Below are 26,062 nucleotides of genomic sequence, written 5' to 3'. Positions count from 1 at the left end.
TCGGACCGTTTCGTCGTTTTGTATTGGCAAAGCCGTACCAAGCGTCAATAATCCATTTTCCGGCTGTTGGTTGCGAAAAACGGCTGCACTCGTTACGGTTAAGCGACACCCAAAAATAGATGAAAAAGCTATTTACGCTTTGTTTTTTAGTAATTCCCCTGTTTACGTTCGCTCAGTCGGCCGGGAAGATTGCCTTTCGATACGACCAAAGTCCTACGGTGAGCCTGAATGGCCGCGCTCTGCTTAATCCGTGGGTGGGTGGGCTGAATACGACGCAGTACTCCACCCTTCGCCTGAATAGCGACAACCGCGACGATCTGGCCGTATTTGACCGAAGCACTAACAAGGTCAGCACCTTCATCGCCATCGACAACCCAATTGGAAGCGGCATCGCCTGGCAATACGCACCCGAATACGAAGCGGCTTTTCCGGCGGTTATGTATGCTTGGATGCTGCTGGTGGATTATGACGGCGATGGCCGAAAAGACATATTTACCAATAGTGATAAAGGTGTTGCTGTGTATCATAATGAGTCGCAGGGCGGGGCTGTGGCGTTTAACGTAGCGGCCAATCCACTTAGAACGGTCGGGTTCAGCGGGTCGCAAACGCTGTTTATTACGACCCTCGATCTGCCTGCCATTACTGACTACGACGACGATGGCGATATTGACATCATTACGTTCGATGCCGATGGAAACATCATTGCCTATCAGCAGAACATGAGCGTTGAGCGTACCGGCACAAAAGGGCTGGATTTCATGCGCACCGGTAACCAGTGCTGGGGACATTTCCATAAAGAGTTCTGCAACGATTTTACCTTCGGCATTCAATGCGATGATGGGTCCGGCGGTCGGGTGGCCGCACAGACCAGTTCTACCAATCCAGGCCGTGCCAATCCAGGCGGGGCCAATCCAGGCCGGGCCAGACCGATGCATACGGGTAATACGCTGACCGTAGTAGATACCGATGGCGATGGAAATAAAGACCTGTTGTTCGGTTTTGTGAGCTGTGAAAACATTGCCCGGCTGCGTAATACCGGCCCCAATAGCGTCAGCGCGAACTTTACGAGTTACGACAGTCTATTTCCGGCGCGTAATCCGATTCTGTTCCCCGCCTTTCCGGCCACCTATTTTGAAGACGTCGACGGCGACGGCCAGAAAGACCTGCTGGCGTCGCCTAACGTGAGTTTGAACGAAAACCGCGCCTTCGATTTTCGGGCATCGGGCTGGTTTTATAAAAATACCGGCACCACGCAGAAACCGAATTTTCAGCTTGTTCAAAAAGATTTTCTACAGAGCGATATGCTCGATTTTGGCGAGCGTGCCGCCCCCGCACTGGCCGATCTGGACGGCGATGGCGACATGGATATGCTGGTTGGCTACGGCGGTGTAGGGCTGGGCTCGGCCTACCGCGCCAGCATCTGGCAATTTGAGAATAAAGGCACAACCCAGAATCCGGCCTTCGCCCTCGTCACAACCGACTATCTGGGCATGCAGTCGCTGGGCCTGACCAATGTGGTGCCGTCGTTTGCGGATGTAGACAACAATGGGAGTATGGATCTGGTCGTCATGGGGACGGGGGCCAGCGAGGTTCAGGTTCGCGTGCTGGTCAACTCGGCGGCTAAAGGGGCCGCTGCGAAGTACACGCTCGCGAGTGCCTTGCTCTGGCCAGTCCGGTCGTTGCTGGGCCCCACCGATCTGCTGACCGTTACCGACGTGGACCGGGATGGAAAACCCGACCTGTTGATTAGCCGATACAGCACCGGCACCATCCTCTATTACCGCAACGCCGGAACAGCCGTCAGCCCAACCTTTCAACTGCAGAATCAGACATTTGGCGGTATCACCACCGACGATTACATCTATGCCCGCGCCCGCTCGCTCGTCGTGGCGGATCTGAATGGCGATCAGAAAAATGAGCTGATTGCTGCCGCCGACAACGGTACCGTTCGGGTATACCAATTCCCCGATAATGCGGGCCAGTCGTTTACCCTGATCGACTCACTGGCGGCCATTGGCTTGCCGGGGAGAGGCCTGATCGCTGCGGCCGCTGATCTGGATGGCGACCAACTGCCCGATCTGATGATTGGCAGTACGGCAGGGGGCTTGCGGTATCTGAAAAATACCTCGCAAAAGGTCGTTGTAACGGCCATTCCGGAGGAGGAGCCTACCAGCCCCTGGGTGTTTCCGAACCCTACCGACCGGTACCTGACCGTTCGGCCGCATTATACCGGGCGTATCGAACTCGTGTCGTTGTCCGGTCAGGTGATGGTGCCTGTGCAAGCCGTTAAGGTCGATGAAGAAACGATCCTTGATTTGGGCAATCTGGCCGATGGAACGTATCTGTTACGTCTTCAGGTCGATAATCGACCCACGCAGATACAGAAAGTGGTTGTCTGGAAATAACTGAAAACTCTTTTTGCCGGCAGTGGTTAGTGATAAACAGACAACAACGACTAAACCACTATGGAAAATACCAATAACTCCGATCAGCAGCGAGTCGACGAAAATTCGGGTGGCCCACTGGAAGGCATGTCGCCCCAAAACACCAATATGCCCGAAAATGACAACGAGGAAGATGCCGTTGTCTATGCTGGTTTGGGTGTCAATAATGAGCCGGATATCATGAACCCCGGCGACGATGAAGCGTCCGATACGCTTCTTTACACGGATAACGCTACAGCCCGCCATGCTACCGATCAGGTCTCGAACGACGAAGAGTTCGATGAGTTTGTGGACGATCCGGTAACGAATCTGTCAGACGACGATATCGACGAAGAGATCACCGAACTTGAAGAAGAGGAAGAAGAAGGAAACGAACGCTATTAAGTAGTAAAGCAGGTTATTGATCAGCTTTTCCTCAAACAAAGAAAGTCCACTTCATGAAGTGGACTTTCTTTGTTTGAGGGCCTTTCTAAATCGCCTAGGCGTTTATGGCTTCCTGAAGGGAATCGGCGCCGACCAGCTTTTTGTAAAGCGTCAACGCCTGCGCAACCACCTGATCCATGTTGTAGTAGCGGTACGTACCCAGTCGACCTACAAAGTGAACGCCGGTCTGCTCATCGGCCAGTTGCTTGTACTGGCGATAGAGGGCTGCGTTTTCGGGGCGTGGGACCGGGTAGTACGGATCGCCCTCATCCTGCGGGTATTCGAACGTGATGCTCGTTTTGGGGTGTTCCTGACCCGTTAGTTTTTTGTATTCCGTAATCCGGGTATACGCGTGGTCATTGGGGTAGTTAACAACCGAAACGGGCTGGTAGTCGGCTACATCGACCGTCTGGTGGTCGAACCGCAGCGACCGGTAGGGTAGTTTACCAAAGCAGTAATCGAAGTACTCATCGACAGGACCGGTATAGATCAGGGCATCGAACGAAAGCTGATCTTTCACCTCTTTGAAGTCGGTGCCGAGCATCTTCTGAATATTGGGGTGATCGACCATCTTTTCGAACATTTTCGTGTAGCCGTGCAGCGGCATGCACTGAAACTGGTCGGTAAAGTAACGATCGTCCTGATTGGTTCGGGTTGGAATACGGGAGGTCACCATTTTGTCGAGTTCCGACGGATCAACACCCCACTGCTTGCGGGTATAGCCCCGGAAGAATTTCTCGTATAGATCCCGGCCCACCTGACTCACAACCACGTCTTCGGACGTCCGTATATCCTTCACCGGCTCGCCTACCGACGCGAAATAATCAGCTAGTTCTTCTGATGTAAATGAATAACCATACAGTTTGTTAACGGTATCCAGGTTGATGGGGATGGGTAACAGCTGACCATCGACCGAAGCCAGTACCCGGTGTTCGTAAGGACGCCATTCGGTAAACTGCGACAGGTAGGTGACAACTTCGGGGGAGTTTGTGTGGAAGATGTGCGGTCCGTACTGGTGAATAAGAATGCCATCTTCATTCAGACAGTCATATGCGTTACCACCGATATGAGGCCGCTTGTCAATGAGCAGAATTTTTTTGCCAGCCTGCGTTGCTAAACGTTCGGCCAACACACTACCGGCAAAGCCAGCGCCAACAATGACATAATCGAAATGCATACTGTATAAAAAGTAACTTTTAAGTGAAAAATGAATCCGGGTAAACCGGTAAACTTCCAGCAGCTAGCTTCATTTACGTCACCGCGAACTGTCGGTTAGACAAACAGATAGCCGGAAAAGACCATCGATAGAAAGCATCTGCAAAGAAAACCGTCGAAGCTGTACGAACGCAGGCAAATAAAGACAGAAATGGCCTGTACAAAAGTGAGCAACGCTGATAAGATAACCAAACCAGATGGCTCAAAGGCTGAAGTATGCGCTTAATAAATGGCTATTCAGCTTGTTTATGGATTCTGCGAATGAGCCAAATGGATATCTGACCGGATTGACGTGATGTCCACATAAAGCGTAAGCCGTAAAATAACCCCTAACTCAGCACAGGCCCTACTTAATTGCCTGTTTTATTTACCCTTACCAGCTTACATGATAATAACCAGAAATGACTGATTGCGGCTAAGAACCTTTGGGAAAAGTGAGGCAATGGTTCGCCTGATGTTGCTGGCGTCGGTATTTGATCATTTTGCGGTGGGTGTTCGATGGGGTCGGTGCCGGGCGAAGTCTTTATAATGTTCGGGTCTTTCGCGTTGGTAGACAGGGCTTTAAGTTAGTCACCAGCGTAGATGTTAAAACTTGTGAATAGTGAGATTTTTAACTTATTGATAATCAGTGATATGTGACTATTGTTTAGGTTGGATGAATGAATTTTTTGGGTCAGGATGCGCCCTTGTGGGTTTCGGTCAGTCTTGCTGTGACTGGCCGGGTATTATGGATCGATGTGGGGCCGGGAAATAATGGTGAAAAAAAATAATAGTCTATCAAACAAATATAGATTACGAAGACTTTACTCATTAATTAGCCCTCTTTGAACTATGAAAAACAACATTGATCAAGCAAAAATTAAAGCCAATTTCAAGCTCGCTAAAATACTGGTCGTTGACGACAGTGATGACCACTGGCGATTAATCCAGAAGGCTATTCAACAGGTCCTTTCTGAAGTGACGGTAGAACGGGCCGCTTCGTCCGCTCAGGCATTGGCACTGCTGGAGGAATGGCAATATCAGGAGTGGGAGGTGCCTAAACAGATACTTCTGGATTTGTACATGCCCGAAGCCGAAGCTGGCTGGACACTTCTCCAGCAGATCAAAAAGATGCCCGCCCCCATCAACCAGGTGCCCATTGTCATGCTGAGTTCATCGACTTCCAGCATCGATATTATGAAGGCCTATGAACTGGGGGTATCGTCCTATCTGGTCAAGCCCGGTAGTTTTGAGGACTGGCTTACCTACTTCCAGGAGTTACGTACCTATTGGTGGGAAACGGTTAGTTTACCCCCGCTGCAATACACCTTATAGCGCTGCTGTAAATTTCTGGCCAGGCTGGCAGACGATGTTAGTATAACTCCATGTCAGCCCGGATACCTCCCTGCCTACCGAAGTGTAAGAATTCTATTTATCCTATAGAAACTAAAAGCTATTTCACTTTACTATCTTTGAGCAACCACTACTCAGCTGTTGGCCTGGTAGCGATACTATGTTCAGTTGAGTTGCACTACCAAACGCCAGAATAGTAGTATGCTCACGTCTTCAGACTTTTTATCGGCTCCACTAAGTGAGCTGGCCACGTATATATTTGCGCGTCGGGAAGCCATACTGGCTAATTGGCGAATGGCCTGCGAAAGCGACCCTTCGCTGCATACCCCCATGGCCTTGAGCCGGGAGGAGTTTAACGACAAAGTGCCGGTCATGCTCAATCTGCTTGACCAGCGTTTGCGCGCGCCCGCCGACGAGCCCGATGTGAAAGCCAGAGCCGCCGAACATGGACTGCACCGATGGCACAAAGGGTATGACCTGCACGAACTGCTGGGAGAGATGAAGTTTCTTCACCAGATACTGATGGCCGAGCTGCGGCAGTACTGGATGCTGCGGGAGTCGGTCGATAAACACGTGATGGCCGTGGCTTATGAATTGATTGCCTGGTTTAGCGATCAGACCATTGATGGAAGCGTTGAGCAGTATACCTCTTTGCAGCAGATGGCGGCCAATGAACGGGTATATACGCTGGAGCGGGCCCTGGAGCGGCTGAATGACCTGACCCGCCAGCGGAGCGATTTGCTCAGAGCATCGTCCCACGATTTGCGGGGCAGCTTCGGGCTCATTAACTCGGCGGCTTATCTGCTCAAGACAGATGGTATGAGTGAGTCAGAGCGGGAGCAGATGCAGGATATGCTGAACCGCAACCTACTCTCGGTCCGCGAGATGGTGGTTCAGCTTATGGATCTGGCCCGGCTGGAAGCGGGGCAGGAGCAGGTGAACATAAAACAGTTTGATGTCGCCGATTTAATTCGCACCCAGTTAGCGGCATACCAACCCATGGCCCATGAACAGGGACTTATGTTAATTATTGACGGTCCTTCCGGACTGGAGATTGAAAGTGATTCCGTACTGATTCAGCGTATTCTCCAGAACTTGGTGTTAAACGCCCTTAAGCATACTGCTTCGGGACTCGTGTCGGTATCCTGGAGCCGGGAGAACGACTACCGATGGTTCATCAGTGTTCAGGATACCGGACCAGGGTTACCAACCGGGAATGCGTCCGGTATAGCGCAGGCTCTAACGCCAACGATCGACTCAACCTCAGGTTTTGGCGAGGAGGTGCCGCAGGCAGCACCTACGGAAACGACGGCGAACGTAACGTCTACCGGCGAGGGCATCGGCCTGTCTATTGTTAAGCGACTGTGTGAGTTGTTAAGAGCCAGCCTGGATATTGAAACAAAGCCGGAGGTTGGCACGCTGTTTCGGGTTCGTCTGCCCATTAAGTGGGACAGTTGACCAAGGGCCGGTGTGGCACAGTGGTCTGGGGTGAAGTTCCCTTTTAGAGTAATACAGGCCATATCCTCACTAGCTGACCATAGAACGAAACGGACCCGGACGGGTTAGGGTTGAGTGTACCTAACCAAAGTGCAGGTAGGCTCTGTTGAGCAATTGCTGCCAACTCTGATGAGCAGTCGAAAAAGTATCCAATGGACATCAAATAAGCCCCAGCAAACCCGGCCAGCCTTATGGGGTGGGCTCGAATGTACCGTTAACCGGGTTGGTGAGGAATACCAGGATCAGGTAGAGCGCAGCGGACATCATCACCGGCTTTATGATCTGGACCTGATCGCCGATCTGGGCATCCAGACACTGCGGTATCCTGTTCTTTGGGAACGAACGGCCCCCCATCAGCCCGATGCGCTGGACTGGACCTGGCCCGATGAGCGCTTACACCACCTGAAGCAGTTGGGTATTCGCCCCGTTGTCGGGCTGGTGCATCACGGTTGTGGTCCCCGTTACGCTACCTACGACCAACCGGCTTTTGAGCATGAACTCGCCCGCTACGCCCGGCACGTTGCCGAGCGATACCCGTGGGTCGATGCGTATACACCCATCAACGAGCCTCTGACAACCGCCCGCTTCGGGGGGCTGTATGGCCACTGGTATCCGCATGGGCAGTCAGACAGGGCTTTTGTAGACCTCCTGCTCCGCGAATGCCGGGCCACCGTCCGGGCGATGGCTGCGATCAGAACGGTGCGGCCCGATGCACAACTTATTCAAACCGACGATCTGGGCAAGACGCACAGTACCGCTACGCTGCGCTACCAGGCGGAGCTGGAAAATGAACGCCGATGGCTGAGTTGGGATTTGCTTTGCGGCCGGGTTACGCCCGGCCATCCTTTCTGGGACTACCTGCGTCAGTCGGGGGCCACGGAGGCTGATCTATGGTTTCTGGTCGAGCATGCCTGTCCGCCCTCCGTCATCGGTGTCAATCATTACGTAACGAGTGAGCGATACCTGGATCACCGACTTCAGTATTATCCCAACCATTTACACGGGGGCAATGGATACCACCGCTACGCCGACACGGAGGTAGTACGAGCTGCTCCCGACAAACGCACCGGGTTGGGTGGGTTGCTGCTGGAGGCCTGGCAGCGCTACCGCTTGCCCATAGTCGTAACAGAAGCGCACCTCGGCGATTACCCCGAGGAGCAGATGCGGTGGCTGGGCGAGATCTGGCAACAGGCTGAATGGGCAAATACGCAGGGGGCCGACGTACAGGCCGTATCCGTTTGGGCCTTGATGGGTCTCTTCGACTGGCATTGCCTGCTTACCCGTCGGGATAATATTCATGAGCCGGGAGCATTCAATGTCAGCAGCGGCTGTCCTGAGCCAACAGCACTGGCGACGATGATCAGACGACTGGCGGCTGGAGAACCTGTTGAGTCATTGGTGCCGCCCGGTCTGGGCTGGTGGCAGGTAGAGCAACCCGGCAAGACATTGTCGATGCCTCAAAAAAAGACGGTCTCTCTAGCACAATGAACGAGCCATATGCCTGTTGATGCGATCGAATGGGCATGTGTCAAGCGGCTGGAGCACCCCTCGAAATGGGCTTGCCTGTACGGCAGACCGCTACCTAACTCGTCGATTTTTTTGGCTAACCTCCCCTGGATAGTACCGGTTAAGTGATCAGTATATAGGCCAATAAGCTCGTGTAAATTGATTATGCAGTTATGAAAACAATGGACGAATTCATGGAGCATACGATCCAGGATCTGTACTCCGCCGAAAAACAAGCGTTGGAAGTAATGCCTCAATTAGCGCAGCGGGTACAAAATGACCAGCTACGGCAGGCGTTTCAGGTCCACCAGCGTGAAACAGAAGGGCAGGTAGCCCGGCTGGAACAGATTGCGCAGCAGTTAGGTATCGAGCCCGACGGCGAAACATGTATGGCCATGCAGGGGCTGATCGAAGAAGCACAGGATCTGCTGTCTCAGCTCGAAGATGGCCCCCTGGCCGATGCCGCTATCATTGGGGCCGCTCAAAAAATGGAGCATTATGAAATTGCCAGTTACGGCACGGCTCGTACGCTGGCGCAGCAGGCCGGTCAGGATCAGGTGGCCGATTTGCTGGAAACGACTTTACAGGAAGAGAAATCGACCGATGATAAACTGACTGGCATTGCCACCAGCTCGGTGAACCAGAAAGCCGCTCAGGAATAAATTATTCAGGTAGGCGGTCGGGGTAAGCAGAGGCACGTAAGCCGATTTGCTCATCCCTGACATTTTTGAGTGAAAGCGTTCATGGGCGGTACCCTCTGTCTGGATGACACCCAAACTTTTAGTGCTGCCCGTGGTTTAATCAGGTAAATCAATGCCAACACTCAACATATAAAGTTATGGAAGACGAAGAAAAAGAAGCCATCATTCGGGCCAAGCAGGCCGTTTCGCCCGCGGGCCTGGGCGACCGCTCCGATAAAGCTACCACTCTGCCCGGTAACGATTCCCCCGAGGATACACCCCTGAGTGGGTTGGATATCAGCCCATCGGATGAAGATGAGATCGACAACGATTCGGATGCCGTTACGACTCACCCAAACCGGAATGCCGATGGGAAAGTCGACATTGGCAAACCGCCTTATAGTTAAAGGATTATCAAAGGCGTTTCCTTCGGGGAGCGCCTTTTTTTTAGGCTATCCGTTGCCTCATTAAACAATTTACTTATACACAATTCAGAAGGCAAACTCTTTAAGCTATAGAGTATTGTTGTGAATGTTTGTGTTATGGATGTAGGGCATCAGGTAGACTGGATGATGGTTGTTGAAGACCAGGGCGATATATGGAGAATATTGAATGGGGCCTTAAAGCGGGCCTTGCCGGATGTACCAACGCGCCATGCCGCTAATGGACCAACGGCATTGAGTCATCTTCAGGCCTGTTTAGTTGATCAGCGATTACTCCCCCGCATGATACTGATGGATCTATATATGCCTAACGTTGAAGATGGATTAGCGTTACTGAATACGCTTAAGGCCCCCGATTCCAGGCTAAGCCATTTACCCGTTGTTGTGATGAGTTCGTCCACCAATCCGCTCGATCGGCAGCAGGTGACAGGGCGAAATGTCAGCTTTCTGGTCAAACCGCTGTTCTATACTGACTGGGATACTTTTTTGGATACTGTGCATCAGTACTGGGATGACAGCACGACAATTGGCCGGAGTTAAGAAGTGGACTTGCACTGAAACACTGGGCAAATCTTTAAGCAACCTGTTGGTAAGAATCAAAAGAAGAAAGGTAGCCTAGAGCCGAATGCCTACGTTGGCGATTGTACCACACGTCAGTATATTCAAAGATGGTTTGGTTAGCCATGGCCTGGGTCTGAAAATCCTGTTGATAAACCAGCGCAGACTTTAGGCTTTTTAAGAAGCTTTCCCCACGGCATTCTCCCATCGGGCCGCCGAAGCGGCAGCTGCCTTTCCGTTCATGCTTTGCAAAACCAACGACTGTTTTCAACAGCCTGGTAAAGTGATGACCAGCATAGTATGGTTCACCAAGTTAAAAGAGACTTACCTTCATGACCAGTCAAATCTAGCAGTTCCCGTATTGCAACAGAATAAAAAAAGCACTCAACAGTTAAGTTAAGTGCTTGATAATTAAGAGCCTCCTATAGGACTTGAACCTACGACCCCTTCATTACGAATGATGTCCTAATAGGTTTTTCCTAGATACCTTATCTTTATATATATTAAATAAACACGCTGTATACTAGTTAGTTATAGATAATAGTTTTCGTCTGCTTATTGCTCTTATGCGTTGATTTTGTATTTTTGTATTGCAAGTTGTATTGCAACTTACTCATGACTTGCAATACACGATGAGCAAGGCAACAGTTAATCTTTTTTTTGATAAAAGAGCAAGTAAAGATGGTCAAGGCGTAATCAAATGGCTTGTTTGTCTTGACCGAAAGCAACGGCTAATTAGTACCGGGCGCAAGGCTACATTAGCCGAATGGGAGTTTTTACAAAGCAGTAAAAACAAATTAGATAACCGGATAAAGGATGAGGATAAAATAAGGCTTTGGCATGAAACATATGGCGAAACTTTCCGAGATGAGTTGACCGGTAAGACACAAACAAGTTACCTTAAACGGGCGCAGATTGTCATTGGTCAGTTGGATGAACAGTTTACTTTTGATGCCTTTGCCGAATCGCTTGCTAATTACGGTAAGGAGAAAGAGAAACCCGTTGAACAAACTGACCTCATAGCCGCGTTGCTGGCCAAGTCTGAGAGTATGACTAAGGCCGACCGAATTGGACATGCTGACCAATTTGAGTATGCAGCTAAATCACTACAGCGGTTTGTGGATTCGTTTACTGATGCCAAACGTAAAGAGTTTCTAAATATTCCCGTTCCACGTAACAGCAAACAAACCCGGCCCGTCGCCGTGTTGAGGTTCGAGCATCTAACGCCCAATTTTCTAACTACCTACGAACATTGGATGCAACACTACGGTAAAGCCCCGCAGAGTAAATTGAAGGTAGCAACAGGTGCCAGCCTAACCACTATTGGCTTTTATTTGAACCGTGTCCGTATAGTTGTCAATGATGCCATAGAAGCCGGGTTAATGAGCCGGGATGCCTACCCCTTCGGTCGTAATCGATACGTGATACCAGCCGGAGCCAATACCAAGAAAGCACTCCCCAAAGCCGACATTGAACAGATAAAGAATTACCAACCTATACCGAGAACAATGGAGCAAAGAAGCCATGATCTATGGCTATTTTCTTATTTCTGTAACGGGGCTAACTTAACCGACGTTTGCCGGTTGACCTGGGGGCGTGTTGATCTTAAAGAGGGTAAACTAAGTTTTGTTCGCCAGAAGACCGCCCGTAGTAAAAAGCAGAATCAAACTTATATCGTGGCTCACTTACGGCCCGAAACCCTTGCCATTATTGAACGGTGGGGAACCGCAGACAAACGGACCAATGGATACGTTTTCCCGTTCCTATCAGACGACATGACCGACCGCCAAAAGAAGCAGGCTATTCATCAGACAGTCAAAATGACAAACAAATGGATGGGAAAAATTGCTGAACAGTTAGGTATTGAAGGGGATACAAACAGCTACTCAGCTAGGCACTCATTTGCGACTAGCCTGCTAAAGAGTAAAGTCCCGCTTGCTTTTATCTCTAAATCACTTGGTCATACCAACCTCAAAACAACGGAGAGTTATTTAGGCTCATTCGATGATGAGGAAGCAAAAGCATTTCTAAACGCCTTGTAAATAACCTTACCAAATGCCATTCGTCCCTACTGGCTTATTAAGAAAATTGTTTGAAGAAGCCACAAAGCAGGTTTTAAATAGAGTGTGGACCGATTTATATCGGAAGGAGATATTGCCGTGTCCTGATCTATCAACTTTACCACAATTACCATCCTTTGGATATGCTACTGGTATGACAATGCCAAGTTCCACTTTACGGGAACAACGATTAACATGGACAATGTGGTCAATGGAATTTATTAATAGAAATAAGCAGGTTGTTGACCAAAAGAAACGGGATATGGAGCGGCATTTAAACGATGAGTTAGCGGCCTGGAATCGAAATCATCCAGAAAAAAACGAACAGCTATCACCTGAAAAGATGTACAAAGAATGGTTTGCTAGTATCGAAAACTTATCCTTGATTGACTTTACCCGGCTCTACATTTGGGCAGGAACAGCCCGCCAATTTCTCGAACCTAAGTTTGAAGAGTTGAAATATAGATATGGCATGAATCTAACCCCAGCGCCTAAACTAGAGAAGGGGCAAATTGCTGTGTTTATTAATAACGATGCTCGCGCTAAACTTATTGATGCTTTGACACCATACGTAGATGAGGTTGATTGGAAAGACTTATCTGGCCTAATCAATAATAAATCAACTCACGTGCTGATAACAGCGAACTGCCAGCAGAACACGTTAGGTAAGGTATTTTATCAAGCCTACACGAGTGGATGCACCCAATCTACTAAAACTGCATTTGCTAAATGGATATGTCAACATTTCCAAAGAAAAACGGATGATCAAATCTATAAACTAACACAATCAACAATTCTAAACCACTTGAAGGGTAAAGATTTAAACAAAACCTGAGCAGCAATAAAGTTTCTGTATCCCATCTATATCCCGATCCTTGATTGGGATATTTTTTGTTTATTCTCTTTGTGTCGGTTCAGACATTATACCGATGCAAAAAAATCCCCTTACGTTTGATCAACTGCCGACTGCCGTTTATCAACTATCATGCGAGGTTAGCGAGCTTAGAAGGCTCCTCATAGATCAGCCTCAAGAAACTTCTCTTCCATCTAACAATAAGCCGGTAGGCGTTAACGAGGCCGCAGACTTTCTTGGTATTTCTCGTCAAACCGTTTATCAAAATATTGACAAGATCCCTCACAAAAAAAGGTTCGGGCGACTGTATTTTTTCGTCTCCGAGTTGGCCGATTATGTGAAAGCAGGCGAGGGCAGGGGGGCATGAAACCAGACAGCAATCGGCCTATATACGTCACGGATTGTGCCAAGTTAATTAAAGCGATTGGTGCCCAAATCTGGCTTCTCGAAAAACTAGATTACGGATTCTCCTTACGTTGCGAGAAAGGCATAAAGCAGTTTCGGATTATTCTACCTCCGATACATTCAAATGAACATACAACCGTCCCAAGCGAAAGAGGCTGCTTCTACATTGTCCAAGATTTGGCAGGCTTAGAGGCTTGGCTTAAGACTGTGTGTTAAAGAATATTCATAAAAAAAGGGTAGCGGCTCCCATAGCCAACTACCCTTAAAACTTCTTAAAGACAATGCAATTTACGTCGAAAGAGCCGCACAACCAATCTAAGCAGGCCATAATACCTCCTCACCAATTTACGGCAGCCAATGGGTATATCTGGGTCTTGATCAACCCAACCTGGAAAGAACCTTATTGTGAATTTTCAGGTGAATCAGCCGCCAAAAAGCGTATTACGAGATTTGGCAGGATGAAGACCCAGCAGGAGGCAATAGTTGCTTTCATGGGTAAGCAAAACCAAGAAAAACATAGTGACCAGCCCCCGATATTTTCTATGACTGATGAGGAACTTGCCGGAACTGCGAATGTAAATTTTGAAGAGGAAGATCAAGCATCAAATCCTTACAGTGAAACGTCAAATCAGCAACAGCAGCGATATAATGAAGAAAAACAGAACGCCCAACATCTGCCTATTTTGCAACGGCTGCTAAAGAAGGAACGAGCGTTAAGTGATGCTGCAACGAAAAACGTTATTTTTTCTCCTCCTCTGATACGCCGCGATGAGATAGGTATCATCGGGCGAGGAACAGTTAATATAATTCAAGGGGCTTTCGGTTCTCATAAATCCCGACTAGCTGAACTGCTAGCGGCTCTGATGCTGACGACCAATGAAAAACAAGACCCGCAATTCCTGGGCTTCGTACGAGCAGCACTTGAACGCTTCTGTGCTTGCTACATCGACACGGAACGTAATCTAACGGAGGAATTGCCCTATGCTGTCCAGGGTATAAAACTACGGGCTGGATACCGGTTAGACCAAACCCCCGAAAACTTTCGATTTACCTCAATCAAAGGTGAAGAGCGCAAAGATCGCTTCACCGCTATTGAAACGTTTGTTCATCACGTACGTGACCAGACGAGTCTACATCTGTTCTGTTTGATTGATGTAGTAACCGATGCGATAGGCGACTTTAACGACCCTAAAGAATCAATGAAGCTATTTGATTTTTTAGGCAACCTCTGCGACAATTACAACGCTACTTTTTTACTGGTTATTCACCAGAACCCCGGCACTGAAAAGGCCAGAGGACACACAGGAACCGAGGCCGCTAACAAAGCCAGTACCGTACTACAAATTGGTCTTGAGAAGGACACCACCGGGAATGACACCGACCTAATTAGACTGCGTTATCTCAAGCTACGGCGGGGTAAGAAACCAGACCCCTTATATCTACAATTCAGCAAAGAGACAAATGGCTTACTATTAGCGGAAAGTGACGCAGTGGCAAGGCATACAAACCAGCGTAAAAATAAGGCTGATGTGGACGACGTTGCGGATCGTCTGGTAAGTCTTCTATCAGAAGGCCCGTTACCAAAAAATAAAGTATGGAAGACGCTCAGTTCGGAGTTTGAAGCCTCAATTGCAACCATACGGGAGAGGTTGAAAACTATCATGTCTGATCATCCAATTATGTTTGATGAGGAAGGCAAGGCAGTAAAATTGGCTGATTTTACAGCAGGCCGGGACCAATTCTTTAAACTCGTTCCAATTGCCTAGGAGAACCCTGCTAACTGCCAAGCTCCTATATAGCCCTTTGGCAGTTAGCACCTTCATTTCAATCCTGCCAGAATAGTTTAGCACTTTTATTAGCAGTTAGCAGTATGGATAATCAACCCTACCGTCCCACTCTGTTAGACGTACCCATTAGCTATTTTGAGTACGATCATCAACGGGATACATTCGCCAATGTCCCCTCGCAGCAGACCACTCTACGGCGCATGGCAACCACTCGTTTTTATCAGGTTAGTACAGAGGCCATATGCGCCGAGCCAGATAAAAATATACAAAACCTGTTAAAAAAATACCAGCCCGCCTTTACGCCAGCGGCTTTACTTAACCACCGTAAAAAAGATACATCTCCTGCCGAGAAAATTCAACAGCAATGGCCGATGATGATGGGAGATGTTGATCAAAAGGACAACCCTGGTGTGGATATGGCCGAACTCAAAAAGCATTTAGCTCGGTTACCTTTCGTTCTTATTTGCGCATTTTCCGTCCGGCGCGGTCTCTGGTTTGTCGTTCGCCTACCAGATCATCAAACCCCCGAAACGCTGGCGGCTCACTTCCGTTACCTGCAAAAGCTATTTACTCAAAAATTCGGCATAAAGCTAGATACAACGAAGGGGGGTAACCCGACTGATTTACGGTTTGTTAGTTATGATGAATTGCCCTATATCAACGAGAATGCCACTGTGCTTACTGGGACGCATACACCCCAACGAAAAGCTTATGTTCCTTCTTACTCACCAAAAAGTTCTTTCGGTGCCCCTAATCAGAATATGGTCCTGACTTGGTTAGTTCGTCGTACTGAAGCTGCGAGTGAGGGGCAGCGGCATGCTACGCTTCTGAGAGAGTCAAAGTTAGCCGGAGGCTATATATCTGGTGGGTTATTAGATGAGCAGACAGTAATTAACGCTCTCGAAACGGTAGCCTCAGAATGGCCGAACTTTGCCAAATCACGAAAAACAATACGTGATGGTATCCGCTATGGCCTATCCGCTCCCATCTATCCTGATGCAACCGTTAACTACAAAACAACCCTGCTAAGCGCTAACGGCCTTGTAAGGGGTCTAGCACCTAGCAGGGTTGTCAAACTGCAGGTAAAAGTAAAAAGTCAGGATGAAGAATTAGGGCATCCAGAGCAAGTAGTTCAATCTGATACCCAACCCAAAATAAAATCTACCAGTTTTTTTGAGTGGCAGCGCACAAATCCAGCTTTCAGTCAGTTAGGCTTGGCCTCATTACAAGCTCGTAAACCAACCAGCAACGGTTAAGGCCATTAAAATTCCTAGCCTAATGAACTCATGTTTGATATAGAAAATACAACCCAAAAGCAAATAGAGTTGATCTTACAGGTGAAGGCGAACCGTTTGAAAGAATTAGAAAAGCTTGACCTATGCCGAAAAAGTCACTAGCTGCGGTCTGCCATGGAATACTAAACACCACCGTTGCATACTTGACTTGAATATTATTCAGCAACTGGCGTTTGATGCTTGGGTTCCAAATGAGGTAGCCTAGCGAAAAGCCTATTTCCAGCAAACTGATGGATTTTTTAAAAATTACATAATAATTTAAATTTATAATTTTTAACCCTCTATTTATCAAGGCATTACATTTGTAACTTCTGAAGGATTTTGTAGTTACAGTAATTTTTGTTAGTTGTAAAGCATTGATAATCAGTGAGTAGTATTATGAATTTTTAATTAAGAATTTTTTTATTTTAAATAAAATAAATATATTTGTGAGGTGATTAATCTAGAGGAGCTTAATCATGTACAGCTGAAGCTACAAATGCTCAAACCCCTCTAGACTCATTCAACCGCTTAAGTGCTCACTCATTAGAATAACCAATGAGTCCAAGGTAACAGGTGGTGGATGTGTTCAATTAAAAATGATTTCGTTTCCACCGGAAGCATTTTAATGAACGTCAATATTGACAGGATCACTTCGATCCGACCCACTTTCCGCTTTGGTGTGGGTGGGGGAGGTTGTTGAGGTAGATATACGACCACAACAACAAAAAAAACTTTTGTTTGCATTACAGTAATTATTTTGAGTTACGTTGATGGCAATCTGCCAGGAAGACATCAACGGGTATAAAGTTACGAATACTTGTTATTAAAAAAGGCAGCACTTTTACAAGTGCTGCCTTTTTTGGTTAAAAATGTTGCTAAATTCTATATATGTTATATAGAATCTTTGAATAGGTCAAGTTTTTTCAGTTGGTTGTATGTAAGTAAATGGGGTCGAGAAGAGTCATTTCAGTAAATTTTTCCGTACAAACTACATTGATTATGTCCAAATCGGCTCAATTAAGCCTGTCTAAGCGTTCACTCGTTGCGGTCCAGCACCCTCACTACGCTTCACAACGAGCCGGGATTGCTCTGTATCGCTTCCTTCAACTCCTGGTTGCTGAATGATCGATTCGTATCATAAAAAATGGCAATAACCAATCAAACGTAAATTGGCCTTGTTAGAAGAGTATTTCTGAAAGGAAATACGGCACCGCTCAGATAATTCGTCACTCGACGAGAAATCAGCTTAGTAATCACAACCGTTTCGCCAAAATAAGAACTAGACTTCTGAGATGGCAATCAATCCACTATTCAAAGCAAAAAAATAGTACTTTAGGCCGCGTATGAGCCGCCCTTCTACAGTATTTTTGTCAAAGGAGTCGAACCAGTTTGGCTGAAGAAAGCTGGCAAGGCGTCTTTCGGGCAATTAAGAGAGACTTTTGACTTAGTTTGGTTATGGACAAACTTTCAGCTGGTTTAACTGGCATTGCTGGGGAATATTTTGTAGCTGCGGAGCTTTCACGACGTGGCTTCATGGCCTCTATTACGCTACGCAACAACGATAGCATAGACATTCATGCTTCTAAGCTGGCAGACAAAAAAATGTTTGCTATTCAAGTCAAGACCACACAAGTAAAAAGGCGTCAATGGCCACTTAGCGAGAAAGCCGAAAATATATACTCTCAGAATCACTTTTACGTCTTTGTCAGTTTGAAGGGTATTCAGGAACGCCCAGACTACTTCATTGTTCCCAGTGAAATAGTAGCCCAGACAACTCGAGATTCTCATCAACTTTGGTTGAATACGCCTGGTAAACAAGGACAGGTTCATAACGATAACTCAGTGAGAGTTTTTATGGACAAGGAAGGTAAATACTTGGAAAAATGGGATTTGCTGATTTAGTACCATAGCCATAATGCACCGAATAGATGGCTTGTCAAGCGCATCTTACCACTAAATTCTGTTCGTTATGCTATTTAGAGATAGAAGCGTAAAGCCTATTGCGTGATATGGACGGCTCTAAACACTTTTGGACTAAGAAAATAGGTATCCAATTCTTTCCCCTTTGCCAGCAATTCGGCTTCAACTAACTCACCGGTCGCATGGCTTAGATTATCGCGTGAAGTGGATAGTATTCTTCTCATATCCAGTTTAGAGCATCGGCATACTCCCGTTTCTGGATCATGTTTGGCGGCAATGATCAACAACACTCGTATAGCTCTTGCTGATAAATTACAGAGCAAATTAAGGGTGTATCCGTCCGGGCTAAAGATCGTTGTACTGTGGGTCTTTTTTTCGGTTGCAAAGGGATTTGATTTGTGTCTAATGCAATAGGTTGAGGTATTCATTTGGTCTATCCGTTAAGTTTATCCTTTGATTACGAATACAATATAGTTATTGTCACACATTGTTACAATAGATGCTATGTCTACAGGTGCTGAGGATAGTCCACACCATTATCCTACATTCATTTTACACGGATCACCGTGCTATCACCATGCTCTATCAGATACAATCAAAGGGCAATTCTTACCCATACGGCTACTGGTTTGATTCTAAGAGAATGAGATTTGATACGGCAAAAAACAGGTTTGACGTTTAAGTAACCGTGTTGAGAGTGTAGATATGTAGTACAAAATAAATCATGCCGTTGATTACCAATAAGTTAGTTAATGGCATTGGTAACATAGCTATATTTTATAAAGTTAACTTACTATTATTCAGATATTTGCATTATTGAGATTTCAGTCTGATACCTACTCCTATACACTTTGTTATCTGTAAAGAGGTGTCAAAAATTGGTACAAAATTTTTATGGGGTACGTGTTTTCAGGCAAGCACATACCCTTTTTACATACCCCCCCTCCCTCAGTAAATCGTCAGCCTGATTTTGTAAAAAGAATTGTCTGTCTTTCCGGGGCTACCGCCCGGACCCCCGCCAGCGAGACCGGTATTTTTTTTCATCCCCCGCCAATTTCCGTGAAGTTGTTTGACCTGGGGTATTGAAGAGGCTTTCAATCTCCCAATAGGTAATCTTTGGGGCGTCGGTCACCGGTACGCGGGTAAGCTCAAAAAGTACGGTATTACTACGGCTGCCCAGCTACGTGATGCAAATGATGACTGGATCAACAGCGTCATGACCGTGAATGGCCTTCGCTTAGTACATGAACTGCGGGGCTTTCCTTGTCGGATGCTGAAAATAAGCCCACCGCCCCAAAAAGCCATTGTGTCGGCTCCCAGCTTTGGCCGTATGGTACCGTATCAGAAAACGATCATTGAAGCATTGACAACTCATTTAGCTAGGGCGGCAGAGAAATTGAGAAAGCAAGACTCGCTATGTGGTACGCTCACCGTGTTTCTGCACACCAATCGGTTTAGGCGAACACCGGGCAACGGTCAACTCAGTAAGCAGTACTACAACTCCCGAACGATTGAGTTACCTCATCCAACCAGTAGCACCACTGAGCTTATATATTACAGCGAAACGGCCCTCAAGTCTATCTTTCAGTTTGGCTACAATTATCAAAAGGTGGGGTTGATTCTTTCTAACTTTGTTCCATTCGACTACCGGCGAAAAGGTGTATTTGTTGAAGGGCCAGATGAGCGCTTACTAAAACTATCGGGCATTGTTAACAAGCTAAACTACCGACATGGACGGGATTTTGTGCGTCTGGCGTCTCAAACTGGTAAACCTGATTGGGTCCATCGGCGGGAGCATTTATCCCGGTGTTACACCACAAGCTGGAAAGATATTCTGACAGCTCATTAAATGGGATTTCTAACCACCAGTTTAAATGTATTTTGGTTTACAATTATCTAATCAAAGTTGACAGTCTGAGCTTTGACCTAAGGTGAATACAGACTTTTAGGTACATAACTCGAAAAGCTCGACTGTTTTTAATTTGGTATTAATAACGGCTTTACACTGAATTTTTAGTAAGGTGAGCGTCTTTCATTGATTGTATTCTATCGGAATAATCCTTTTCTGTTCTTACTTGAAGTATATACATCATGATAGAAGACAGTAAACTTAAAATAGTTAGTAGAAGGATTTGCCAATTAAAAGAGTGAAATAACGTGTATGTTAAATCTACGAGAAAATTTATAAATAACGCAGCGCTCATGTTCCATCTCATCATGGTTAAAAGAACATATCTTTCAATGAAATGAGAATAAGCCGACTTATCTTGGCTGTATATAGAAGGTAATAAATTAGAATCTACATCGTATTCAAACCCTAGAATTTTGTTTATTTTTTTGTCCAGTTTTGGTAACTCTAATATGAGGCCAAAAAAAGACATACTTATATGTCCTAACACATATGATAAAACTACAATAGGAAGAATAAACCAATTTTGATTAGTTATACTATACAATGAGCAATCGTAATAAAAAAAGTCAATTACATATATATCGAAAATGATTAAAAGTCCGCTTATTAAATAGATTTGAATTTCCCTAGCAATGTGGTTAAATGTTTTAAAGAGTTCTTCAATAGCTTTGTCCATTTCAATAGCGATTTAATTTTGAATTAATTACTTAGAAATTTATAGTTTGATTTTTACAACAGACCATCGATCTTCAGGTATTAAAGTAAAGTCCTCACCATATTTCATGAAGTGTAATTGCATATCTAGTGAACCGATATTAGTGACTCTTATTAATTGCATTCCATTTACTAATGCGTCAAAGCAGGCTTTGCTAGAAACTTTTAATTTCGGCCATGCTATTGTTGAATCTGTTGTTCCCTTAATTTCAAAATATTCAATCTTCCCTGAATAATATACTTCTAAATCTGCTCCCCTCGTTCCAGTTTTGAATGTAGAGTTAGGATCTAAGTATAAGAAATACTTTTCAACTACTCTAACCGCAATGTTACCAACATGACTATTCTTGCCGAGGTTTGGGTAAAGCGCTAAAAGTTCATTTAGCTCGTTTAAGGATAGTTTAAAAAGATAAGTTGTCATAAATAACCCTTATAAAAATAAAATACAAATGCAATAAGTGGTAAAAGGAAACACTTCATAGTTACTAAGAGGTATACTCTTTGATGCCAAAGATTATCTTTCATAATATGAGTTGATTTCCCATTGATACTCATTTTCAAGTGGGAATCCTCGTTCGCATAAATCTATAAGTTTTGTTTTCTCCTCGCTATCGTCTAGCATAAAGTCTATCATGTGATGAAATTTTTCAATCTCAATCGGTAGATTATCTATATTCATTTCATTTAATAGATGATAAATCTCCTGAAAATTTTGCAAGACACTGCCAACTGTCTCATCATAGATAAATTTGCTTGTTTCAATTAGGTAATGACGGTCGAAGTATTGTTCAAAAGATATAGGTGGTAAATTAAAATCAACTTGAAAATACCCGTCGAATGAATAGTTTTCCTTATTCCTTTCGTCAATAAGATCCCATTCATCAGTACTAAATTCATCTAATCTGTAAAAGCCTAAATTTTCTGGCTTCAATGATTTATAAACATCCCATATATCTTTGTGAGTAGATATTCCTTGCTTATGAAAAATTAATTTACCTTCGCCAATTTCTATATTTAATTTTAAATCGATTGTGTAATTTACTCTCCTTTCACCATTATCAAATTTAATAATGTCTTTAGGTTTTATTATTTCAAGTACCTCTCTGTTAAAGTACCTTCTATTCCCTTGAACAGAATACGTTTGAATCCCTGCCAGTGTATTAATTGATCTTGCTAAATATAACTTTGAGTAATAATTTGTTATTTCAATCCAATGTTCTGCACCCCCCTTGTAAAGTCTTTTTGTTGCTAAGTAATTATAAAATGCTTTATACAAATTAAATATTGACTCGTGTAAAAGAGTTGCTCTTAAGTCTAAGCAATTTGTATTTGTTAGATTGATTTCACTCCTTCCTTGTACTGCTTTTTCTTTTATTTCGTTTAATACATCAGGGTGAGATTTGATCGTCTCATTTATAAGTAATGGAATATGCCATTCACTTGGGCGTGCTGGGTTTCTTCGTATAATTTTGTAATCAGTGCCGCTATAAAATTGTAAAAGTTGTTCCCTAGTCATTTCTCGATTGTTTTTTTACGTTGGTCCACTACTTTAGTGCAACATGCATAAGGTGAAAAGACATATTAATTTCCTATTACTGAAATCTCTTCATCTGTCAGGCCGTACAATTCAAAGACAAGCTGATTTATTTCTCGTTCGGTTTGGTCGAGTACAGTTTGAATAGTCCGAGCTTTGGCTTGTTGTTCGGCTAAAAAAGTCATCCATTCGGATTGTTGACTGAGTGAAAGTTTTGCTTTCTGTTTCGTTAGTTCAGCAAGGAAATCTTTAAAAGAAAGTTCTGGCCAATTCTCCAGCTTTCGACTAATAGTCGGCAACTCGACCTGCGTTTGAAGTAATTGCAGGAACTGACCTTTTAGCCGTTGCAAAGCTTCATTCTGGTTAAGCATCATTTCTGCTCTAGTAGACAATGGCTCTTTGTTATTAGTTTGTGCAATGGGTAAGTCTTTTAAATAAATTGAGCGTAATTCTAGCCGCCCTCCTTTGTCTTCATCACCTAACACAGAACACACACGTTTCAGATAAGACCAGATTAATTTAGAGTTAAGAATAGCAAGTAAATAGAAATCATTTATCGGAATGGTAAACGCCTTATCATTACAATAGGCCCCCGAACGATCAAATGAAAAGCGTGGTTCTTTTGCAATTACAGGGTAAATGATTTTTGGCTTTTCAAAATCTTCATAGTAATCTGCGCCCCATCTTTGTAAAGCGTACCATTCATAGCGAATGCCTGTTTCTGCTTTGTTTCGTGCTTCTAATTCAGCTTTATAACTTGACAAATGATTGTATATCGCTGGAAATTGTGCTTTAAATTCTTCTTCAGCAATTACAGAAGCTCCTGATATTGACTGATCTAAGTGATATGGAAAATGCCAAGGTATATAAATTAGATACTTTTTGCCAATACCTTCAATATGGTATTTTCTAATATTGTCCCCAACAAAGAATGGCTTAATTACACTTTCACTTGACGGATGCTCACTGATAAGTCTGTCGCGAGTCAATGTATCTATTATATACGCTTCATTATAGCCGGTTTTTAATCCATAGTGGATTTTTCCTGCCGTATACATTCCTAGAGATACACTTATTTTGTGCATTTTATCGAAAATTGCTCCTTCATCATTACCTGCTAATTGCCAATTTTCTTGTTTTAATTTTTCTGGTGCAACAGTTACTCTTTTAGATTGTATTTCATTTTCCAAACTGTCAAACTTTAAAGTTTGAATTTTGGCAAAGGTTGTGTGTGTTGTTTTATTTGATGCTTTACGAACAATCAGGATAGCCGGAAACGTACCTGCATCCTGAAAAACTGGCAATTCACCAAAGTCAATGATTTGTTGTAGATCAAAACTAGACAGATACCCCCGTAGGCTTTTGCCGTATCCAGCCTTAATAAATTTGTTAGGCGTGATATAGCCTAAGTATCCATCTGGTTTAAGGAGGCCTAAAGCTCTTTCATAAAAGTACACGTACAAATCAGCCGTACCGTTACCTACGTTCCGATACTGGTGAATGTAGTATGCTTTATGATTCTTGTCTAACAATTCTTGCCGTACATAGGGCGGGTTTCCAATTACTACATCAAAGCCGCCGTTTGCAGATACGTCGGCAAACTCAACTTGCCAGTCAAACGCCTTTTCACCTCCAACGGCTGTATCCGCAATGAGCGAGTTACCCGCTTTGATGTTTCGGTTCAGAGAGGATAGTTTACGTCCCCGCCTTGCCGTTCGTAGCCAGAGCGAGAGTTTTGCTATCTCAATTGATTCGTCATTAAGATCAACCCCGTATATGTTGTTTTCTAGGATGCTGTTTTCTACATCAGACAGTACAAGCGGAATACCTAACAAATTTGCATTCATCTCATCTAGCTGCCGATGTTCAGTAATCAGGTAGTCTAACGCTTCATTAAGGAATGCCCCTGAACCGCAGGCGGGGTCGAGTACCGTAACGGTCAGTAACCACGCCCGGTACGCATCCAGCCGGGTTAACAGTTCCCGTTTTTTTGCCTTGCGTTGGTCGGGCGTAAAGTCATCGGGTGTTATTCTGAACTCAGTTTTTTTTTGGTCGCAGAGTGTTCCAAGAGTATGCCGGACAATGTATTGAGTAATGTACTTAGGTGTGTAAAATACCCCTTCCCGTTTCCTTTTGGTGTCTTTATACGCAACAGTTCGGCCATTAATACCAGCCGTAAGTTCTTCTAATTGGTTTAGGCTATGCTCAAAAATATGGCCTAATATGTTAACGTCAACATCAGTTTCAAAGTCGTACCGGGTGAGTTTAGCCGTTTGCTCATATAGTAACTGGTCTTCAATGATAAGCGTATCTAACACCTCATCAGGTGCAAATAAACCGCCGTTGTAAGCAAAAATGTCGTGCTTCTTACCTTTATACCCTGTATTAAGATAGCCAAAATATTTTTTGAAACGTCCGTACAAGGGTACATCTTCATCTAAATCTCGTAAGGTTTGCCACTGATTAAGAATTTCACTAATTGAGTTTGGCGGTAGCAACTCCCTGTCCTCCGCAAATAGAATGAACAGAAAGCGGTCAAGTAGCTTTTGTGTTTTACGAAACAGTAGCAACGGTTCATACTGTTCATTCTGTTTTAATACGTCGGCAAACAGGAGTTGTTTGAAGGTCGAATAATCAGCGTATAACTTCTTTGTAATGTTTTCTTCCTGTACAGTTGATGCCGCTTTGATCGTTGCCGGTAAGCCACCAAAAAGCGTTGGTAGAGACAAGCAGAGGTACAAAAGCCGGAACCTGTCAACATCAAGCGTGAACAGATTAAATTCCTCAAATTCTATAGCATCGTCAACATAGAACCGGAGCTTTTCAAAATTAGACGTAACGACATAAGTACAACCTCGTTGATTATTCTTATAGGCAAAGGCTTGTTGTTCGATTACTGCCAGATCGGTAACCTTTGTTGATTTTAGCTCGATTACCGCTATTACCTGGCCGTTCCGAACGATTGCACCATCTGCCTTTTTGCTGTCTTTAACGTTCTTTAATTCAGTGAGTAGGTTGAAGTCTGGTTCAGGATTAAGCGTATAGCCGAATACTTTACCGAATAATTCCCGTAGAAAGCCCTCCTGAAATTGTTCCTCTTTAGAATCCCTTATATTTTGCTGAATAGCCGGATTACCAAAGTATGTATGAAACGATTGCCATGCTGTCTGAACAGCGGAATTGTCAATTTGCGAAAGGTATGTTTTTAAAACGGAGGGCTGAAATAGTGGCATTCAACAAGTAATGTTAAAGGTTAGGATAGGGCAATGTAGTAAAATGTATTGCAATTTGTATTGCAATAGGCATAAAAAAAGCACTTAACTATTAAGTTAAGTGCTTGATTATCAAGAGCCTCCTATAGGACTTGAACCTACGACCCCTTCATTACGAATGAAGTGCTCTACCAACTGAGCTAAGGAGGCTTTTAAACGCGTTTTAGCGTTTTTGCGAGTGCAAATATAATAGAGTGGAATTTAAGAACGCAAGTATCCGTTCTATTTTT

Annotated in this window: 22 protein-coding genes and 1 tRNA gene; 15 read left to right on the top strand and 8 right to left on the bottom strand. The window is 44.9% G+C overall.

From position 1 onward, the window contains the following. The first annotated feature begins 119 nt into the window (after positions 1–119). Positions 120–2,405, top strand: a complete 2,286-nt coding sequence (locus ACYVK4_RS07175) for a T9SS type A sorting domain-containing protein (protein WP_461126811.1) — start codon at positions 120–122, stop codon at positions 2,403–2,405. A gap of 60 nt (positions 2,406–2,465) precedes the next feature. Beyond that, positions 2,466–2,828, top strand: coding sequence for a hypothetical protein (locus ACYVK4_RS07170; protein ID WP_461126810.1), 363 nt, complete (start codon positions 2,466–2,468; stop codon positions 2,826–2,828). Between the two features lie 94 nt (positions 2,829–2,922). Here ACYVK4_RS07170 and glf read toward each other — a convergent pair whose 3' ends face one another. Next, the gene (gene glf / locus ACYVK4_RS07165) at positions 2,923–4,044 is read right to left on the bottom strand and encodes a UDP-galactopyranose mutase (protein WP_461126809.1); all 1,122 of its coding nucleotides are present in this window, start codon (positions 4,042–4,044) and stop codon (positions 2,923–2,925) included. A gap of 869 nt (positions 4,045–4,913) precedes the next feature. On the opposite strand from glf, the gene ACYVK4_RS07160 reads away from it, so the two are divergent. The 6 genes from ACYVK4_RS07160 to ACYVK4_RS07135 all read left to right on the top strand — a co-directional run bounded on the left by ACYVK4_RS07160 (position 4,914) and on the right by ACYVK4_RS07135 (position 10,080). Continuing rightward, positions 4,914–5,396, top strand: a complete 483-nt coding sequence (locus ACYVK4_RS07160; RefSeq protein WP_461126808.1) for a response regulator — start codon at positions 4,914–4,916, stop codon at positions 5,394–5,396. A gap of 219 nt (positions 5,397–5,615) precedes the next feature. Then, complete coding sequence (locus ACYVK4_RS07155; RefSeq protein ID WP_461126807.1) at positions 5,616–6,872, top strand: sensor histidine kinase; 1,257 nt, start codon at positions 5,616–5,618, stop codon at positions 6,870–6,872. A gap of 168 nt (positions 6,873–7,040) precedes the next feature. Further along, entirely contained in the window at positions 7,041–8,399 is a 1,359-nt protein-coding gene (locus tag ACYVK4_RS07150) for a family 1 glycosylhydrolase (RefSeq protein ID WP_461126806.1), read from the top strand. Between the two features lie 191 nt (positions 8,400–8,590). Next, complete coding sequence (locus ACYVK4_RS07145) at positions 8,591–9,079, top strand: YciE/YciF ferroxidase family protein (RefSeq protein ID WP_461126805.1); 489 nt, start codon at positions 8,591–8,593, stop codon at positions 9,077–9,079. A 176-nt stretch (positions 9,080–9,255) separates the two neighbouring features. Beyond that, positions 9,256–9,504 carry a hypothetical protein gene (locus ACYVK4_RS07140; protein ID WP_461126804.1) on the top strand — a complete coding sequence of 83 codons (249 nt, stop codon included), beginning with the start codon at positions 9,256–9,258 and terminating at the stop codon, positions 9,502–9,504. Positions 9,505–9,624: 120 nt separating this feature from the next. After that, on the top strand, positions 9,625–10,080 hold the full coding sequence (locus tag ACYVK4_RS07135; RefSeq protein WP_461126803.1) for a response regulator: 456 nt from the start codon (positions 9,625–9,627) through the stop codon (positions 10,078–10,080). 34 nt (positions 10,081–10,114) lie between these two features. Here the strand turns inward: ACYVK4_RS07135 and ACYVK4_RS07130 are convergent, their stop codons facing one another. Further along, positions 10,115–10,369, bottom strand: a complete 255-nt coding sequence (locus ACYVK4_RS07130) for an IS3 family transposase (protein WP_461126802.1) — start codon at positions 10,367–10,369, stop codon at positions 10,115–10,117. Between the two features lie 319 nt (positions 10,370–10,688). Between ACYVK4_RS07130 and ACYVK4_RS07125 the strand changes: the two genes are divergently transcribed. From ACYVK4_RS07125 to ACYVK4_RS07100, 6 genes are all read left to right on the top strand, one after another. Next, positions 10,689–12,140, top strand: a complete 1,452-nt coding sequence (locus ACYVK4_RS07125; protein WP_461126801.1) for a tyrosine-type recombinase/integrase — start codon at positions 10,689–10,691, stop codon at positions 12,138–12,140. Positions 12,141–12,153: 13 nt separating this feature from the next. Then, a complete protein-coding gene (locus ACYVK4_RS07120; RefSeq protein WP_461126800.1) occupies positions 12,154–12,993 on the top strand; it encodes a hypothetical protein in 840 nt (279 codons plus the stop codon). A gap of 94 nt (positions 12,994–13,087) precedes the next feature. Then, a complete protein-coding gene (locus tag ACYVK4_RS07115; RefSeq protein ID WP_461126799.1) occupies positions 13,088–13,378 on the top strand; it encodes a helix-turn-helix domain-containing protein in 291 nt (96 codons plus the stop codon). 319 nt (positions 13,379–13,697) lie between these two features. Beyond that, complete coding sequence (locus ACYVK4_RS07110; RefSeq protein WP_461126798.1) at positions 13,698–15,182, top strand: AAA family ATPase; 1,485 nt, start codon at positions 13,698–13,700, stop codon at positions 15,180–15,182. A 104-nt stretch (positions 15,183–15,286) separates the two neighbouring features. After that, positions 15,287–16,459, top strand: coding sequence for a hypothetical protein (locus ACYVK4_RS07105; protein WP_461126797.1), 1,173 nt, complete (start codon positions 15,287–15,289; stop codon positions 16,457–16,459). 1,476 nt (positions 16,460–17,935) lie between these two features. Then, a complete protein-coding gene (locus ACYVK4_RS07100; RefSeq protein WP_461126796.1) occupies positions 17,936–18,382 on the top strand; it encodes a hypothetical protein in 447 nt (148 codons plus the stop codon). Between the two features lie 95 nt (positions 18,383–18,477). On the opposite strand, the gene ACYVK4_RS07095 is transcribed toward ACYVK4_RS07100, so the two are convergent. After that, positions 18,478–18,828 carry a hypothetical protein gene (locus ACYVK4_RS07095; RefSeq protein WP_461126795.1) on the bottom strand — a complete coding sequence of 117 codons (351 nt, stop codon included), beginning with the start codon at positions 18,826–18,828 and terminating at the stop codon, positions 18,478–18,480. Positions 18,829–19,469: 641 nt separating this feature from the next. Between ACYVK4_RS07095 and ACYVK4_RS07090 the strand changes: the two genes are divergently transcribed. Further along, positions 19,470–20,249, top strand: coding sequence for a DinB/UmuC family translesion DNA polymerase (locus ACYVK4_RS07090; protein ID WP_461126794.1), 780 nt, complete (start codon positions 19,470–19,472; stop codon positions 20,247–20,249). Positions 20,250–20,400: 151 nt separating this feature from the next. Here ACYVK4_RS07090 and ACYVK4_RS07085 read toward each other — a convergent pair whose 3' ends face one another. The 5 genes from ACYVK4_RS07085 to ACYVK4_RS07065 all read right to left on the bottom strand — a co-directional run bounded on the left by ACYVK4_RS07085 (position 20,401) and on the right by ACYVK4_RS07065 (position 25,982). Continuing rightward, positions 20,401–20,988 (bottom strand): hypothetical protein, encoded by a 588-nt coding sequence (locus ACYVK4_RS07085; RefSeq protein WP_461126793.1) that lies wholly within the window; start codon positions 20,986–20,988, stop codon positions 20,401–20,403. A 39-nt stretch (positions 20,989–21,027) separates the two neighbouring features. Then, positions 21,028–21,447, bottom strand: coding sequence for a hypothetical protein (locus ACYVK4_RS07080; protein ID WP_461126792.1), 420 nt, complete (start codon positions 21,445–21,447; stop codon positions 21,028–21,030). A gap of 93 nt (positions 21,448–21,540) precedes the next feature. Continuing rightward, positions 21,541–22,542 (bottom strand): hypothetical protein, encoded by a 1,002-nt coding sequence (locus ACYVK4_RS07075; protein WP_461126791.1) that lies wholly within the window; start codon positions 22,540–22,542, stop codon positions 21,541–21,543. Positions 22,543–22,607: 65 nt separating this feature from the next. Continuing rightward, complete coding sequence (locus tag ACYVK4_RS07070; RefSeq protein ID WP_461126790.1) at positions 22,608–25,793, bottom strand: Eco57I restriction-modification methylase domain-containing protein; 3,186 nt, start codon at positions 25,791–25,793, stop codon at positions 22,608–22,610. Positions 25,794–25,909: 116 nt separating this feature from the next. Further along, a tRNA-Thr gene (locus ACYVK4_RS07065) sits at positions 25,910–25,982 on the bottom strand. Between the last annotated feature and the right edge of the window lie 80 nt (positions 25,983–26,062).

This window comes from Spirosoma aerophilum (genome assembly GCF_054782495.1).
This window is presented reverse-complemented; position numbering and strand designations above follow the sequence as displayed.